Here is a 15,495-nt window from a genome sequence, read left to right as displayed (position 1 = left end):
TTCACAGGCCGAGGCCAGCTGCAAGACTGCCACGGGGTGGGTGACCGGTCATACTCAGTGCGTCCAATAACATGTCTGCTTACGGCGAGGATTTCTTTCGCCCAAAGCTCCTGATCGCAACCGTTTCCGGTGTCCCGGCGGCATGGAAATCGCAGGTTCGTCAGCTTGGGGTGGCTACGCCACCGCCGCCTGCTGTGAAGCTGGCGTGCAGGCCAACGCATTGGGATTAGAGCGGCGGCGATTCTGGGGTCCACGCCGGCGCTCTACAGCTAGCGCCGTTACCGGCCAGAGGTGTTCGGCGCGGTCAGGACCCGGCCTTGATCATCGCCGTGAGGCCAAACATGAGTGCGGCGATGATAGGGAACAGCCACTGGGTGAGGATCTCGAACCAGCGTGCCTTCCATGCGCGGGCGGGGGTGGAGTCCAGCGGGCTGACTACCGGATCCGGTTCCCCGCGCACAACAATAATGGTGCCGACTATCGACAGGGCAAGTATCAGGGCGGCGCTGATCAGCAGGATCGGCGCCGGCGGGAGTGCCAGAAACGCGTCATCGGCTGACTTCGGGGTCAGTACGGCCGAAAGCACGCCTGCGGCCGACCCAACGACAGGCACGGCAATCAATGCCCAGAGGTGCCGGAGCAGGTGAGTCAGATAGAGCGGCAGGGAAATCACGAGGGCGGCCAAAACCAACATGCTGGCCAGTTGCCATCCGCTAATAAGCATCTGCCCTCCGTTGGGCGATGGGGTCAGGGCCGCAGTGAATACAAGGAACGCGAGCAGGCTGGTGGTGCTGAGTGCGATGGTCCCACGCATGCCCTTTCTGGAGGGCCGGCCGCCCTCGGCGGCGAGCCGTGCAGCATACTCGCGGGGCGTGCCAAAGGCCGCTTCGGGGGACTGGCCGGAATCGGCAAGAAACTCCTCAACTGTGGCAAGGGCGTCCCCGATCGACTTTCCGGGGACGTCGTTCAAACGCAGCTCCAAGGCCAGCTCATCGAGCCATTTCTTGTGAGTGGCGGTCTTCATCGTTTGCTCCTTGGTCATAGCGAAACTCCTCGGTTGCTGTCGTCGGCGAGAAACGCCGTCGTGCTTTGGGTGAAGGCAAGCCATTGATTGCGTTGCTGTTCGAGCTCGAGCACGCCGGCCGGGGTCAGGGAGAAGTACTTTCTACCCGGGCCGCTTTCGCCTGCCCGCCATTCGACCTCGACCCAGCCGGCCGTTTCGAAGCGGGTCAGGAGTGGGTACAGGGTGCCGCCCTTGAATGTTCCAAGGCCCGCCCGCTCGAACGCGGTGATGATGGCGTAACCATAGCTGGGGCCGTCCTTAAGTGCTTGGAGTGCGCACAATCCCAAGGACGCGCGGTTCCAATCCCCGGGCCACAGCTCTTCTGATGATGAACTCATAGCTAGATCGTATGTCTAACTAGTTAGTGTGGCAAGCCCGGTGAGATGCGGTGAGCTGGGGGTGAGGGGTGTTTCGCGTCTACAACGCCTGGCGGAGCCAGTGCTCAACGCCGCTGATGTGCACAGTCAGCAGGGCCTTGGCCAGTTCGGCGTCCCCGCGCTCCAGGGCCTCGATGATGGACGCGTGCTCGGAGAGCGTGCGGTCCACAGCCTTCTCTTGTGTGAGGCCGCGCCAGATCCGGGCCCGGACGGTGCTGCTGGAGAGCGCGTCCAGAACGCTGGCGAGGTAGGAATTGTTCGCCGCGGAGGTAATGAGCTGGTGGAAGATGAGATCGTGCTCAACGAGTTGTTCAACGCTGGTTGAATCGTCGATGTTTTCCATGGTGGCTCGCAGTGCGGCGATTTCTTCGGCCGTGATGCGTCCGGCGGCCATGGCAGCGGCGGCGGGTTCCAGGATCCGGCGAACTTCAAAGATGTCCATAATGGATTCATCCTGGTGAAGATCCACAATAAACGTCATGGCCTCCGTGAGCAATTTGGGCTCCAGGCTGGTCACGTAGGTGCCGTCGCCCCGGCGCACGTCGAGAACCTTGATGATTTCAAGAGCCTTGACGGCTTCACGCAAGGAGCTGCGGGACAGGCCCAGCTTCTCACTGAGCTCCTTCTCCGGCGGCAACCGGTCCCCAGCGGAAAGCTCGCCGGAAATGATCATGTCCTTGATTTTTGTAATTGCTTCGTCAGTTACGGCCATGCGCCAAGTCTAATGGTCTGATGTTTGAATGGACGTGGAATGCTGGCCCGTGTGACGAATCATGCAGCCGTTGGCGGCTTGATTCGCTGCCGATGCCACAGCCCACGCTTGGGCAAACAAAAAATGCGCCCCCCGATGAATCATCAGGGAGCGCATTTTTACTGCGGAGACGGGGAGATTTGAACTCCCGGTGGAGTTGTGCCCCACACTTCATTAGCAGTGAAGCCCATTCGGCCGCTCTGGCACGTCTCCAGCACTGGCTAAGGTAGAAGCCCCTAACCAGCATCCCAAACTTTACCCAGTAGATGCCCCACAAAGCAAAACGAGGGCGGGGGTAGAGGCAAAATCACACGGTGCCGGAACGTTCCCGCATGAATTTAGAGCTTCCCGTTCAGAGCGCGCCACAGGAATTCGTGCGATGCCGTGTGCAACCGCGCGGCCTGTTCGTTGTTCCCGGCGCCTGAGTGCCCACCCTCGAGCGCCTCGTGGAACCAGACGTCAATTCCCATCGATTCCATGCGTGCGGCCATCTTCCGGGCCTGCACCGGACCTACACGGTCGTCCGAGGTGGCGGTCCAAATGAACGTCGCCGGATACTCAATACCGGAACGCAGCAGGTGGTACGGCGAGAACGTCTTGATGAATTCCCATTGTTCGGGCACGTCTGGGTCACCGTATTCGGCGATCCACGACGCGCCAGCCGACAACTTTGTGTAGCGCCGCATGTCCAGCAGCGGCACCCCGCAGGAGACCGCCCCAAACAACTCGGGGTAGTGCGTGAGCATATTGCCCACCAGCAGCCCGCCGTTACTGCCACCCGCGCACCCCAACTTCGAGGGCGAGGTCACCTTGCGTGCCGACAGATCGCGAGCCACTGCGGCAAAGTCGTCGTACGCGCGGTGCCGGTTCTCCTGCAGCGCGGCCGTGTGCCATGTTGGCCCGTATTCGCCGCCGCCGCGGATGTTGGCCACCACAAATACGCCGCCACGCTCCAGCCAGGTGCGTCCCACTGTGCCGCTGTACGCAGGGGTACGCGACACTTCGAATCCGCCGTACCCGCTCAACAAGGTGGGGTTGGATCCGTCGAGCACCAGGTCCTTTGGCCCCACCTGGAAGTAGGGCACGCGCGTGCCATCGGCCGAGGTGGCGAAGTGCTGCTCCACGCTGTAGTTCTCCGCCGTGAAGAACGACGGCGCCTCCCGCACCAGGACGGCGCCCGCACCGGTCGCCAGGCCGTCGGTCTTGTCCCCGGCGGCGGGAACAGCCAACGTGCCGCGGTACACCGTGGAAGGGGTGAGGAATCCCGTGGCGACGAGCCAGTAGTCGTTGCCGGCTTCCGGGTCTTCGGAATCCACGGCGTAGGCGTCCACCGAATGCAGTGGAGGGCACGCGTCCAACTCGGTGGCGGCCCAACCCGCGGCTGGATCCAACACCAGGATCTTCGAGGAAACATCGGAAAGTAGATTCAGGAGCAACAAATCCTTGGTCCAGCTCCAGGACTGGAGCGACTGTGCCGCCGCGGGGGCGAAGATGGTCCGCAGTTCCCGGCTGCCCGCCATGAACGCGGCCAACTCGATCACGAGCAAAGCGCCCGCCGCATGGACAGCTCCGGCGACGGCCCAGTCCGTGCGTGGTCTCAGCAGCAGCCATTCGTGGTGCAGAGAGACATTCATGTCATCCGGCACTTCAATGTGCACCCAGTCCTCACCAACTCGCAGGTAGCTGCGGCTGTTGAAGAAGTCCAGGACATCGTAGGCAACGTCGCGTTCGAATCCGGGGGTGCTGCTGTGTGAGACACCGCCGCTCAGGTGGTCCAGCGGGACGGAGAATAGAGGTTCCTTCTCCGCCAGCTGCTCCAAGGTTTCGCCCCTGCGCAGAACACGCGTTGCTGCGGGGTACGAGGATTCCGTCATTGAACCCGCGCCCGTGTCCGTGCCCACGTACAGTGTGTCCACGTCCAACCAGCCAAGGCGTGTCTTGGCTGAGGGAAGCTCAAAGCCACCCACTACAAAACTCAGGGAGGAGAGATCGAACTCGCGGTATGCCACGGCGTCGCCACCATCCGGGGAGAGAGCCACCATGACGTGCCTGTATTCCTCCCCTGGAGCTGGGCGCAGGAGTGATGCCCCAGCCCAGAACCAGTCCTCGCCAGTCGACGCGCACAAGGCGTCAATGTCCAGCAAGACATCCCACTTCGGGGAAGGGCCGAGGTAGCTCTCCCACGTGGTTCGGCGCCAGAGCCCGCGGGGATTCTGGGCGTCACGCCAGAAGTTGTAATACCAACCGCCACGCTTGGACACCATGGGAATCCGGTCCGCCGAGTCCAGCACCTGCAGAACCGACGCCTCCAAATCCGAATACGCTGTGTTCACCAACGCGGCATCCGTGCGGGCATTGCGCTCGCGGACCCAGTCCATGGCGTCGTCGCCGTGGATGTCCTCGAGCCACAGGAACTCATCCTCGGGTTGTTCGGCAATTCTCAGGGGTGCGCCAGCTTCAGTCATAGCCCCATCCTAGGCATCGAGCCCATCGGTTAAGCTCAAGGTGTGGAATCTATGGGTGTGCAGAGTGTTGTCATTGTGGGGGCGGGGCCCCGCGGGACTTCCGTCATGGAACGCCTTCTGGCTCATCACGCCAAAAACGCAGCAGCCGGGGTCAAGCAGCTCCACATCCATCTGGTGGACCCCTTCCCGCCGGGGGCCGGCCACGTCTGGCGCACGGAGCAGTCGCGCCTGTACTTGATGAACACGCAAAGTTTCTTCCCCACGCTGATCCCCGATCAGGGCGTTGAGGCCCCTGCCCTGACTGGCTGCAGCTTCAACGAATGGCGTACGGCGCAGCAGGACCAGCCCTGGGACAAGCTCAGCGACGGCGACAAAACCGAACTGGCTGGGCTCGAGTCCACTAACTTCCCCAGCCGCGCACTCTATGGCCGCTACCTGAGCTGGTGCTTTGACCAGCTGACCGAAGCCCTGCCGCAAGGCGTAAGTCTCACCATCCACCCCACCGAGGCCAAGCGGGTGGCGAGGGACCACGAGAAGGGTGGGTTCGGCGTCGTACTTCAGGGCGGGGAAAGCCTGCACGCTGATCAGGTAGTGCTGGCCTTGGGCCATGTTGAATCCAAGCTCAGTCCGGCCCAGCGGGAATTGCGCGATGAGGCCCGGACCCACGGGCTCAGCTATTTCCCGCCAGCCGTGCCCAACGACGTGAATTGGGATCTGCTGCCAGCGGGGGAAACCGTGCTGGTGCGCGGCATGGGGTTGAACTTTTTTGACGTCCTGGGACAGCTGACCGAGGGACGCGGCGGCGTTTTCGAGGCCACGGGACAGCCTGCGGGGGAGTCGTTGCGCTACGTGGCCTCGGGGCGGGAACCGGTGATTGTTGGGGCCTCGCGCCGTGGCACGCCGTACCGCGCCAAGGCCGAAATGGCCAGCTACTACCCGAAAAGCATCACGTTGCGGTTCCTTGGCGAGGATGCCGTTGCCGCTATTCGGGCCATGGGTGCCACCGCCGGTTTCGACCACGATATTTGGCCGCTGCTGCACCGCGACACACTCTGGGCGTACTACACAACGCTGGCCCGGACCCGCCCGGAAACAGTGTCGCCAGAGCTGTTGCCGGAGCTGGATGCACTGCTTCATGAAGGGCTCGACGGCGGGGATCCAGGTTGGGCGCCCCGACTCAAGGAACTTTTGGCCCGCCACGTGCAAGAGGGACACATCCTGGACCTGCAAGGGTTGGCGCGGCCGCTGGCCCGGCATCCGCTGCGGGCGGGTGAGGGGCATCGTTTTGATTCGTATGCGGACATGGATGCCGCGGTTCTGGAGTACTTGGTGGCCGACTCTGCGGCGTCGTTCCGCGGCGAGGACGATCCGGTGAAGATGGCCATTGGCGCCTTGAACGCGGGCCGGGCCATCATCAAGTCCCTTGTGGCCGATGGTGGCATCACGCAGGGCTCATGGCTCGGCGAGTTGCGTGGCTGGTTTGAAGGCTTCGTTGAGGGATTGGCTAGTGGGCCGCCGGCGGTCCGGATGGAACAGCTGGCAGCTTTGGTGCGTGCCGGTGTTGTGCACTTTGCCGGTCCCGATCCGTTGTTCCGGATCCAGTACGGGCTTTTCACGGCCGGTTCGCCATGGGTGGCTGGCACCCCATGGGAGGCGCGTTATTTGGTGGAAGCATTGGCCCCTGCCAACAACATCACTCGGACCGACTCCTTGTTGATGCAAAATCTTCTGACGGACGGTCTGGCCCGTCCGCGCCACATGTTGGCGTCCGACGGCGAGCCCGTCGTCACGAGCGGTTTGGACGTCTCGGCGCCGCCGTACCGGACGGTGGACGGTGTGGGTGAGCCGGTGCGCGGCTTGTACGTTTTGGGCTTGCAGCTCTCCTCGGTGCAATGGGGTACGGCTATCGCGGCGGAAGCGTCAGCTAAATATCGCAGCGGCTACCGCACGGTCCGAGACGCCGATGCGATCGCGGCCCACATCCTGAACTAGCCCCCGGTGGTCGAGCTTGTCCAGGCCCACCCGCAACGCACCGCGCCCGTCCCGCTTTTCGCGCACGTCGGAACGGGGCGAAAAGCGGGAACGGGCGCGGTGAGTCCTTTGGGGCGGTGCCTAGTGGCGTGCGGCCTTGCGGCGCGCCGCCATGGAAACGGCTGCGCCAGCACCCAACAGGACCAGGGCGCCCAGTCCAAGCGGAAGTGCGCTGGTTCCTGTTGAGGCGAGGTCCCCGGATCCCCCGGCACCCACGGGGAGATTCGCTGAAGGCGAGGTTCCCGGGTCAGCGGTGGCCGGCGGGGTACCTGTTCCGGGTGTGGATGGTGACCCGACATCCGCCGTCACCGGGATGGTGATCGGCAGCCGGGCATACGTTCCGCCATCGGTGGTGATGGTGAAACGGCCCGCGTTGAGCTTCTCAGGGACTGCGAAGGTCAACGCTGCGGCACCGTTGGCCACCGGCGATGTGCCCAACTCGGACGGCAGAACCACACCGGCGAGGACCGCGAAACCGGTGCCTCCGCCACTGCCCGAAGGTTCGTAGCGGACTGTCACCTGGCTGGACTTGGTGGCTCCGAGTGAAGTGAGATCCAGCTTGTTCAAGCCCAAGGTGACCTTCTGGCCCTCGGTGACAGTTGCCGGTGAGTTGACCACATCCACGCCGCGGCGGGAGAAGTCGGGAGCAATGGGTGCCGTGGCGGACTGCCCGCCCAGGTACTTGATCCACGCATCCCGGTCAATCAAACCGGAATCCTTGGTGTTGGTGCCTTCTGTGAAGACGCGGAAGTTGTCGCCGCCTGTGGCCAGAAAGCTGAACGTGCCCACGCGGTAGGACCGTGCGGGATCCAGCGGTGCGCCGTTGATGACCACGGAGGTGATGTGGTCGCCCAACTTGCGGGTGGATTCGAAGGTGTAATCCACGTTGGATGACAGGCCAAGGTTCAGGAACGGGCGGCTGGGGATGCTGCCGTCCGCGTTGGTCTGCCACTGCTGCTCCAGCATGGTCTTGACCTGGGCGCCGGTGAGCGAGGTGGTCCACAGGTTGTTCACGAACGGCAGCACGGCGTTGGCGTTGGCATAGGTGACCACGCCATCGTCGAAGCCTTCGTTCTTGTACAGCAGGTCGGCGCGGAGTCCGCCGGGATTGACGACGCCGATCTCGGCTCCTCCGGTCTGCTCACCCTTGAGGGCGTCCAGGAGGGAGTTGCCGACCAGATTGCCCAGGGCGGACTCACTGGCACGGTCATCGCGTGTATACGTGCCTGATGCGGCGTCGAAGGTTTGTGCAGTGGTGATGTCGGCGGAGATCTTGCCTACGGGAACGCTGCCGGCAATCTTGGCGTCGGCCAGGGCCTTGTCTGTGATGGTCTTGACTTCTTCAACGCGTGGGTACTCGGCCACCAGTGCGGCGTCGTCGGTCTTGGTGCGGGGTTCGTTCTTCTGTGTGTACGAGACAACCTTGTTGTCCGCGTCGACCGTCAGGACGATTTGGCCGATGAACTCGCCGTAGCTTCCGGTCTGGAGCACGGGGCGGGTCTTCAGCCCGGCGTCACCGGAAACGCCGGGGATCGGGGCGTCCCAGGTGTATTGCTTGTGAGTGTGACCGGTAAAGATCGCGTTGACCGATCCGCTGGTCTTCGTCACGATTTCCTTGAATGCGCCCTCTGCAGCGACTTCCTCTTCCAAGGTTGCCTTTTCGGGCGTTCCGGCACCGGCACCCTCGTGGTATTCGGCCACGATGACATCGGCGAGCTTGCCGTCGGTGATCTTCTTGGCCACGCGGTTGACCGCCTCAACAGGGTCGCCGAAATCCAACAAGGAGATGCCGGAGGGGGTAACCAAGGTGGGGGTTTCCTGCGTGATGGCGCCGATGATGGCGACCTTCACGCCGTCGACCGTAATGACCTTGTATTCATCCAGGACGGGAGTGGTGGTGCCCTTGGCGTATACGTTGGCGCCAAGATAGTCCCAGTCGGCTGCAGCAGTGACGCGGCCGTCCAGGTCCGCGTAGCCCTTGTCGAACTCGTGATTTCCGACGGCGGATGCCTGCAGTTCCAGCACGTTCAGCACATCGATGGTTGGCTTGTCTTCCTGGGATGCGGAGGCAAACAGGCTGGCCCCAATGTTGTCACCGGCGGAGATGAAAGCCGTGTTGGCGTCACCGGCGGCTGCACGAAGCTGCTCAACTGTGCCGGCAAACTTCACGGTGTTGGCGTCGATGCGGCCGTGGAAATCATTGATGTTCAGGAGGTTGATTTCCTTGGTGGATTCATCCTCTCCGCCAAGGTCCAGGCCAACCACCACGGGATCGTGGTCGGAAGCAGAGAACGCTGACGGGGTGTAGAAATCCGTGGCGTTGTACTTGTACCGGCTGTAGCCCATGGCAATGGACTCCGCGGAGTTGATGTTCCAGATGTCGGCGCCTGTGATGATGTTTTCGGCAGCGGGTGAGGCAAGAACATGGTCAAGCGAGCCAACCATGCCACCAAAGCTGTAGGAGTGCTTGCCCGTCTTGGGATCCTGGTCCACATAGCCGGCCTCGGTCATGACGTTAATGGGATCTTCAAAACCATAGGCGTTGAAGTCACCCATGAGCAGCACCTTGTCGGTGTCCAGCTCGTCCTGGAGCTTGGTTGAGAACTCGACAAGCGCCTCGGCCTGGGCGGTTCGGGCCAGGTTGGAGTTGCCCTGTCCCTGATCGGTATCATTGCCGATCGCTGAACCCTTGGACTTGAAGTGGTTGACGATCAACAGCACCTTGGTGGAATCTTCGGCACCGACAAGCTTGAAGGACTGGGCCAAGGGCTGACGGGCAATGCCGGTGAACGCCTTGTCATCAAGAATCACGGATTCGCCTACGGGGGCGGCCACATTCTTCTTGTAGATGTACGCCGTGCGGATGACGTCCTCAATCGCAACGTCGGGCCGTGCTGCGGGGGAGTGGACGTAGTCCCAGATTCCCGGCGTTGCGGCATTGAGAGCGTCAACCAAGGTGGCCAAGGCGCTGTCGCGGTCCTTGCCAAACTTGGCGGAGTTTTCTACTTCTTCCAGCGAGAGAACGTCGGCACCGGAAGCATTGATGCCAGCCACAATCTTGTCTTGCTGGCGTTTGAGGTTCTCGGCGTCGGCAGCACCACGCTGGTCGCAGCCACCCTTGACGCTGATCTTGTTGCCGTTGTAGTCCGTGTAGAACTGGCAGGAGCCGTCCTTGTCACCGGTCTCCGTGAAGTAGTTCTGCACGTTGAAGGAGGCAACCTTGAGGTTGCCGCCAACGGGCTTCGGTGCGTCTACGCGGGTGTTCCCGAAAGCGATGGGTTGCACGGTGCCGGCATTGGCAGGCGTGAGTGCTTCCAAGGGCTGGAACTTGTAGGCGTTGTTGCGGTTGTCAAAGATCACCGGAGCCATAAATTCTGAGGTGGAGCCGATCCGCATCGGCGTTTCCTGACTCAACCACGGAAGTTCCACTAGGGACCCGGCGGCGCTGAGGAAATTGGTGCTCGCGCCGTCGTCGAGCTTGATGCCGCGAGCAGCGTTGTCGGCAACGGCAGCGGTGTACTCGGCTGAGCCGTAGGGTGCCACCGCCGTGGGCTGAACCAACGGTGCGGTGCCCGTGGCCAGGCCAACCTCGCCGTAATTGTTCAGTGAATAGTTGTCCGTGATGGTGAAGTCACCCTGAGGCGCAACCAGCATGCCCTCAAGGGTTTCGCGCCGCGCTACGGATCCTGGCACGGTGATGACGGCCGCCTTGACTTCCGGGGCAGCTTCGGAGAGCTGGGTCATTGCACCAGCGGCAACATCAATCTCTGTGGTGGTTGCGGTGTCTGAGGCTCCGCCGAATTCCTTGACCAGACCAGTGACCTGGACGTAGTCACCAATCTTGACGTCGGCAACGGTGGAGGGTGAGTAGACGAAGACGCCGTCGGAGGCATTGTGTGTGGCCAGGTCAAGGTCGCCGCCAGTACCCGGAGTCTGAATGAAGTAGCCATTGAAACCACCCGTGGGATAGGCCGCGGTGACCTTGCCCTTGGTGGTTACGGTGGTGCCCACGAGGGGGCTCGCGGCGCCTTCGCCTTGGATTTCGGCGATAGTTTTGGTGCCCGAATCCGCCGGTGGTGCAGGCGGTTCATCGCCGCCACCGGTGCCAACCGGCGAGGGAGCTGCGGTGGTGAAGTCTGCCGCGTTGCTGTTCGTATCTGCAAAGCCCGTGCGGTTCAGAGAGGAGGAAGCGTTCGCAGCCGAGGACGCCGCGGTTTCAAAGGTGTTGGAGGAGCCGTAACCGAGCAAGTCCACCACACCGGTGGTTCCCACCAATGATCCGGTGGGGAGGTCGGCGGGAAGCCGTGATGCCTGGTTGGAGAGGATGAGCGTGCCGCCGCCACCGGCAAAGGCGAAACCGCTCGCGTCGGCGTCGCTGGCAGGCAGTTCACTGCCCACAACTCCATTGGAGTTGCCCTTGATCAGGTAGTAGTCATTGGCCTTGATCGTGCCGGACAGCGTGGCCAGCCCCGTGGGCGCGGCCTGCCCGCCAGTGGAACGGTACTGCAGCGACCAGCCAGCCAAACTGATGTCGGCGCCGGTGGGGTTGTAGAGCTCCACATACTTGTTCTTGTAGGCGGCGTTTGCGCTGCCGCCATTGAGGTACGCCTCGTTGATAATCACATTCGGTGCGGCAAGGGTGCCTGCCGCGGTGACTGCGGCCGGCAGAGACCCACCCGACGCAAGCTCCGGCGTCGAGCCCTGTTCACTAGGGGCAATGGTTGTTGCCGGTTCGTCTGCGGCCACCGCTGGCGTGATCGCCAGCGGTGCCACCACCAGGCCAAGGGCCAGTGCGGCCCCCAACCCGGCTTTGATGAAGGTGTTGCTCGTCATGTCTCCAACTCTCAAAAGTATGGCGCCCCCAGGCGCCGTGAGTGATGATCCGCAGATTTTAATGGAGGGAAGTCGGCAATAGGCGCGCCCCCAACCGGCATCGCGGTAACGTGTTTGAGCCAAACACATCGATGTGAATCCTTCATGAACGGTTGGCTGCGGTCAAGGAAACATGGGGGTTTTGTTTGAAAACGAAAGAGATTGTTATGAAACAGCCCACAGCTGTGGGAGCTGAATGTTAAACGCAAAAGGAAGCGATCTCGTGATGAGACCGCTTCCTTTCATAAGCGCGGAAGGTGCGAGATTCGAACTCGCGGTACGGGGTTACCGCACACTGGTTTTCAAGACCAGCTCCATCGGCCGCTCGGACAACCTTCCTTACCCTAGTAGTGTTTCATAGGCAGGGCCATGCCACCAAAATGAGCAATGGCGCGGCTAGAATTCTTGGGTGCAAAACGGGCGATGGAGAAGGTCATGAAGGCGATAGTTACAACAGGTGCAGGCGGACCGGAGGTGCTGGCACTGGCTGAGGTTTCGGCACCCGTGCCTGGCCCCGGCGAGGTCCTCATTGACGTGATTGCCGCAGGAATCAACCGCGCGGACGTGCAACAGCGGCGCGGTTTCTACCCGCCACCGCCGGGCGCCTCCAACATTTTGGGCTTGGAAGTCTCTGGGCGGATCGCTTCTTTCGGCCCGAATGTGACCCGGCCATTTAGCTTGGGCGAGAAAGTTGTGGCGTTGCTCACTGGTGGTGGATATGCCGCCCAGGTTGTAGTTCCGGCAGGACAGGTGCTTGCATTGCCTGAGGGAATCGATGTGATCTCGGCCGCAGCCCTGCCGGAGGTCGCCGCCACCGTCCACTCGAACTTGTTCATGACGGCGCAGCTGCAGGCCGGTGAAACCGTTCTCATTCACGGCGGCGCCGGCGGCATTGGTGCCATGGCCATTCAGCTGGCGAAGGCTGCCGGCGCACGCGTGATTGCCACTGCCGGAAGCGACGAGAAAGTCGCCATGCTCACCGGCTACCTCGGAGCGGATCTAGCGGTCAATTACCGCACCGAGGATTTTGTGGAGCGGGTCAAGGCGTTCACCGAGGGCCGCGGGGCCGACGTCATCTTGGACGTTGTGGGTGCCAAGTATCTGGCCCGCAACGTCGATGCGCTGGCAACCTACGGCCGGCTGGTCATCATTGGCCTCCAAGGAGGTGCGACGGCGGAACTCAACTTGGGTGCTTTGCTCACCAAGCGTGCGGCCATCATCGGCACTACGCTCCGGGCCCGGTCCGTTGAGGAAAAAAGCGCCATCATGGAGGAAGTTCGAGCCCATGTATGGCCGCTGGTCTCCAGCGGCGCCGTCAAGCCCATGGTGGACAAGACCTTCCCGTTGGCACGGGTCGCTGCCGCGCACGAATACCTGGATTCAGGTTCCCATGTCGGCAAGGTGCTGCTGACGCTTTAGTGGGCCCGGTAGTGCCAGACGGCGAGCAGCAAAGTGGCCACTCGCCGTCGTGACGGCTCCCGGCAAGCCGGGTCACCGGGCTCAGTTCCCCGTTCGTCGCAAAATCACTACCGCCTGCAGATTTTCGGCCATGATTCACGCCACAGTGAGAATGTGACCTGCAGCCTATGACTAGTCTCAAATGGCCGTATTTGAAGTCTTAGCGTAGGGAAAAACATGACAGTGCCGTCAGAACGGGCTGGCGATCCAGCCGATGTCTTGGTCCAGGATCCGGAGCTGCCGCCCGTGGCCGTGGACCTCGAGGCCGAAGCGGAAACCCACAAATGGACGCCGCTGAAGATTGCCATTTGGGCGGCCATCGCCCTCCTCGGTGGTGTGGCTTGGGTTGTTCTGGCCGTGGTTCGCGGTGAAACCGTCAACGCCATTTGGTTTGTCTTTGCAGCGGTCTGCACATACCTGATCGGTTACCGCTTTTACTCCAAGGTCATTGAGAAGTTCCTCCTCAAGCCCAACGACAAGCGCGCCACTCCTGCTGAATACAAGGCCGATGGCAAGGACTTTGTCCCCACTGACCGCAACGTCCTGTTCGGGCATCACTTTGCCGCCATTGCAGGCGCCGGACCACTGGTTGGACCCATCCTGGCGGCCCAAATGGGTTACCTGCCCGGCACTATCTGGATCATCGTCGGCGTCGTCCTTGCTGGTGCGGTGCAGGACTACCTTGTTCTCTTCTTCTCCATGCGCCGTGGCGGTCGTTCCCTGGGCCAGATGGCCCGCGAAGAACTCGGCGTCATCGGCGGTACTGCGGCATTGATCGCCACGCTGCTGATCATGATCATCATTGTGGCCATTCTGGCCCTGGTTGTTGTCAATGCCCTGGGAGAATCCCCATGGGGTGTGTTCTCCGTATCCATGACCATCCCGATCGCCCTGTTCATGGGTGTTTACCTGCGTTACCTGCGTCCGGGCAAGGTCATGGAAGTGTCCCTGATCGGTGTGGTCCTGCTGCTCGCTGCCATCATCGGCGGTGGCATGGTCGCGGCCACCGAATGGGGTGCGGCAGCATTTCACCTTGACCGGCCCACCCTGGCCTGGTGCGTGATTGTCTACGGTTTCATCGCCGCAATCCTGCCCGTATGGCTGTTGCTTGCACCACGCGATTACCTTTCCACGTTCATGAAGATCGGCACCATCGTGATGCTGGCGGGATCCATCGTGTTGGTTCGCCCCACCATCAACGTCCCGGCCTTCAGCGAATTTGCCGGCCGCTCCGACGGTCCGGTGTTCTCCGGTTCCTTGTTCCCATTCCTCTTCGTTACGATCGCCTGCGGTGCGCTCTCCGGTTTCCACGCCTTGATCGCCTCCGGCACCACGCCAAAGCTGATCGAAAAGGAACGCCAGGCCCGCTACATCGGCTACGGCGGAATGCTGATGGAGTCCTTCGTTGCGATCATGGCCCTCGTGGCCGCGCTCTCCATTGACCGTGGCATCTACTTCGCCATGAACGCATCCGGCGCGGCTACCGGAGGCACCGTTGAGGGGGCCGCGGCGTTCGTGAACTCGCTGGGCCTGACCGGCGTCCACGTTGACCCGGCCACACTCGCCCAGACTGCGTCCGACGTCGGCGAAGAGTCAATCGTGTCCCGCACCGGTGGCGCACCGACCTTGGCTGTGGGCTTGGCGCACATCATGCAGCAGGTTGCCGGAGGCAAGGCCATGATGAGCTTCTGGTACCACTTCGCCATCATGTTCGAGGCTCTCTTCATCCTGACAGCCGTCGACGCCGGAACCCGTGTTGCCCGCTTCATGCTCCAGGATTCCATCGGCAACTTTGTGCCGAAGTTCAAGGACACGTCCTGGCGCCTGGGTTCGTGGATCACCACTGCCATCATGGTTGCCGGTTGGGGTGCCATCCTGATCATGGGTGTCACCGACCCGCTCGGTGGCATCAACACCTTGTTCCCGCTGTTCGGCATTGCAAACCAGCTTCTAGCCGCCATAGCCCTGGCTGTCTGCTTGGTCATCGTTTCCAAGAACACCCATGTGAAGTACCTGTGGATGGTGGCGCTGCCGCTGGTCTTCGTCACGGTGGTCACCGTGGTGGCATCCTTCCAGAAGATCTTCTCCACCGTTCCTGCCGTGGGCTACTGGGCGCAGCACAACGCATTCAAGCAGGCGCTGGCGGATGGCAAGACGAGCTTCGGCAGCGCCAAGAACGTTGCAGCCATGGAGGCTGTTGTCCGCAACACCACGGTTCAGGGCACGCTCTCCATCATCTTCGTTGTCCTCTCACTTGTTGTGATTACGACGGCGATTCTGGTCACCGTGCGCTCCATCAGGGCCGGTGGTGGTCCCAGCAAGGAGGATCCTGCCGTGGCTTCGCGGATCTTCGCGCCGGCGTCCATGGCGCCCAGTGCGGCAGAAAAGGCTCTCATGAAGGAATGGGCCGAATCCGGCAAGCAAGCAGCAAGGGCCGGGCACTAATCATGCACGTGGTGCGCCGTGCAGTCATTGGCT

At 62.1% G+C, this 15,495-nt stretch carries 8 protein-coding genes and 2 tRNA genes; 3 read left to right on the top strand and 7 right to left on the bottom strand.

What is annotated here, in order from left to right:
- Positions 1–304 precede the first annotated feature (304 nt).
- From BLV41_RS12855 to BLV41_RS12835, 5 genes are all read right to left on the bottom strand, one after another.
- Positions 305–1,024: a hypothetical protein gene (locus BLV41_RS12855; protein ID WP_074713308.1), complete on the bottom strand. Its 720-nt coding sequence runs from the start codon at positions 1,022–1,024 to the stop codon at positions 305–307.
- A 14-nt stretch (positions 1,025–1,038) separates the two neighbouring features.
- A complete protein-coding gene (locus BLV41_RS12850) occupies positions 1,039–1,401 on the bottom strand; it encodes a PadR family transcriptional regulator (RefSeq protein ID WP_074711918.1) in 363 nt (120 codons plus the stop codon).
- A 79-nt stretch (positions 1,402–1,480) separates the two neighbouring features.
- A complete protein-coding gene (locus BLV41_RS12845) occupies positions 1,481–2,152 on the bottom strand; it encodes a FadR/GntR family transcriptional regulator (protein ID WP_074711917.1) in 672 nt (223 codons plus the stop codon).
- 164 nt (positions 2,153–2,316) lie between these two features.
- Positions 2,317–2,404: transfer RNA gene (locus BLV41_RS12840), tRNA-Ser, on the bottom strand.
- A 125-nt stretch (positions 2,405–2,529) separates the two neighbouring features.
- A complete protein-coding gene (locus BLV41_RS12835) occupies positions 2,530–4,656 on the bottom strand; it encodes a prolyl oligopeptidase family serine peptidase (RefSeq protein ID WP_074711916.1) in 2,127 nt (708 codons plus the stop codon).
- 51 nt (positions 4,657–4,707) lie between these two features.
- Between BLV41_RS12835 and BLV41_RS12830 the strand changes: the two genes are divergently transcribed.
- A complete protein-coding gene (locus BLV41_RS12830; protein ID WP_074711915.1) occupies positions 4,708–6,648 on the top strand; it encodes an FAD/NAD(P)-binding protein in 1,941 nt (646 codons plus the stop codon).
- Positions 6,649–6,768: 120 nt separating this feature from the next.
- Here the strand turns inward: BLV41_RS12830 and BLV41_RS12825 are convergent, their stop codons facing one another.
- Positions 6,769–11,520 carry an ExeM/NucH family extracellular endonuclease gene (locus tag BLV41_RS12825; RefSeq protein WP_074711914.1) on the bottom strand — a complete coding sequence of 1,584 codons (4,752 nt, stop codon included), beginning with the start codon at positions 11,518–11,520 and terminating at the stop codon, positions 6,769–6,771.
- A gap of 290 nt (positions 11,521–11,810) precedes the next feature.
- Positions 11,811–11,898: transfer RNA gene (locus BLV41_RS12820), tRNA-Ser, on the bottom strand.
- Positions 11,899–11,994: 96 nt separating this feature from the next.
- On the opposite strand from BLV41_RS12820, the gene BLV41_RS12815 reads away from it, so the two are divergent.
- Both BLV41_RS12815 and BLV41_RS12810 read left to right on the top strand, forming a co-directional pair.
- On the top strand, positions 11,995–12,978 hold the full coding sequence (locus BLV41_RS12815) for an NAD(P)H-quinone oxidoreductase (RefSeq protein ID WP_074713307.1): 984 nt from the start codon (positions 11,995–11,997) through the stop codon (positions 12,976–12,978).
- Between the two features lie 216 nt (positions 12,979–13,194).
- The gene (locus BLV41_RS12810) at positions 13,195–15,462 is read left to right on the top strand and encodes a carbon starvation CstA family protein (RefSeq protein WP_074711913.1); all 2,268 of its coding nucleotides are present in this window, start codon (positions 13,195–13,197) and stop codon (positions 15,460–15,462) included.
- Positions 15,463–15,495 lie beyond the last annotated feature (33 nt).

Origin of the sequence: Arthrobacter alpinus, from assembly GCF_900105965.1 — a bacterium.
Taxonomy (GTDB): Bacteria; Actinomycetota; Actinomycetes; order Actinomycetales; family Micrococcaceae; genus Specibacter; species Specibacter alpinus.
The sequence above is the reverse complement of the archived record's forward strand: the minus strand, read 5'-3'. Positions and strand labels throughout refer to the sequence as shown.

Excerpts from the sequence above, each read along its gene's own strand:
- BLV41_RS12855 (WP_074713308.1), bottom strand. The coding sequence starts at position 1,024 with ATGAAGACCGCCACTCACAAGAAATGGCTCGATGAGCTGGCCTTGGAG.
- BLV41_RS12850 (WP_074711918.1), bottom strand. The coding sequence starts at position 1,401 with ATGAGTTCATCATCAGAAGAGCTGTGGCCCGGGGATTGGAACCGCGCG.
- BLV41_RS12845 (WP_074711917.1), bottom strand. The coding sequence starts at position 2,152 with ATGGCCGTAACTGACGAAGCAATTACAAAAATCAAGGACATGATCATT.
- BLV41_RS12835 (WP_074711916.1), bottom strand. The coding sequence starts at position 4,656 with ATGACTGAAGCTGGCGCACCCCTGAGAATTGCCGAACAACCCGAGGAT.
- BLV41_RS12830 (WP_074711915.1), top strand. The coding sequence starts at position 4,708 with ATGGGTGTGCAGAGTGTTGTCATTGTGGGGGCGGGGCCCCGCGGGACT.
- BLV41_RS12825 (WP_074711914.1), bottom strand. The coding sequence starts at position 11,520 with ATGACGAGCAACACCTTCATCAAAGCCGGGTTGGGGGCCGCACTGGCC.
- BLV41_RS12815 (WP_074713307.1), top strand. The coding sequence starts at position 11,995 with ATGAAGGCGATAGTTACAACAGGTGCAGGCGGACCGGAGGTGCTGGCA.
- BLV41_RS12810 (WP_074711913.1), top strand. The coding sequence starts at position 13,195 with ATGACAGTGCCGTCAGAACGGGCTGGCGATCCAGCCGATGTCTTGGTC.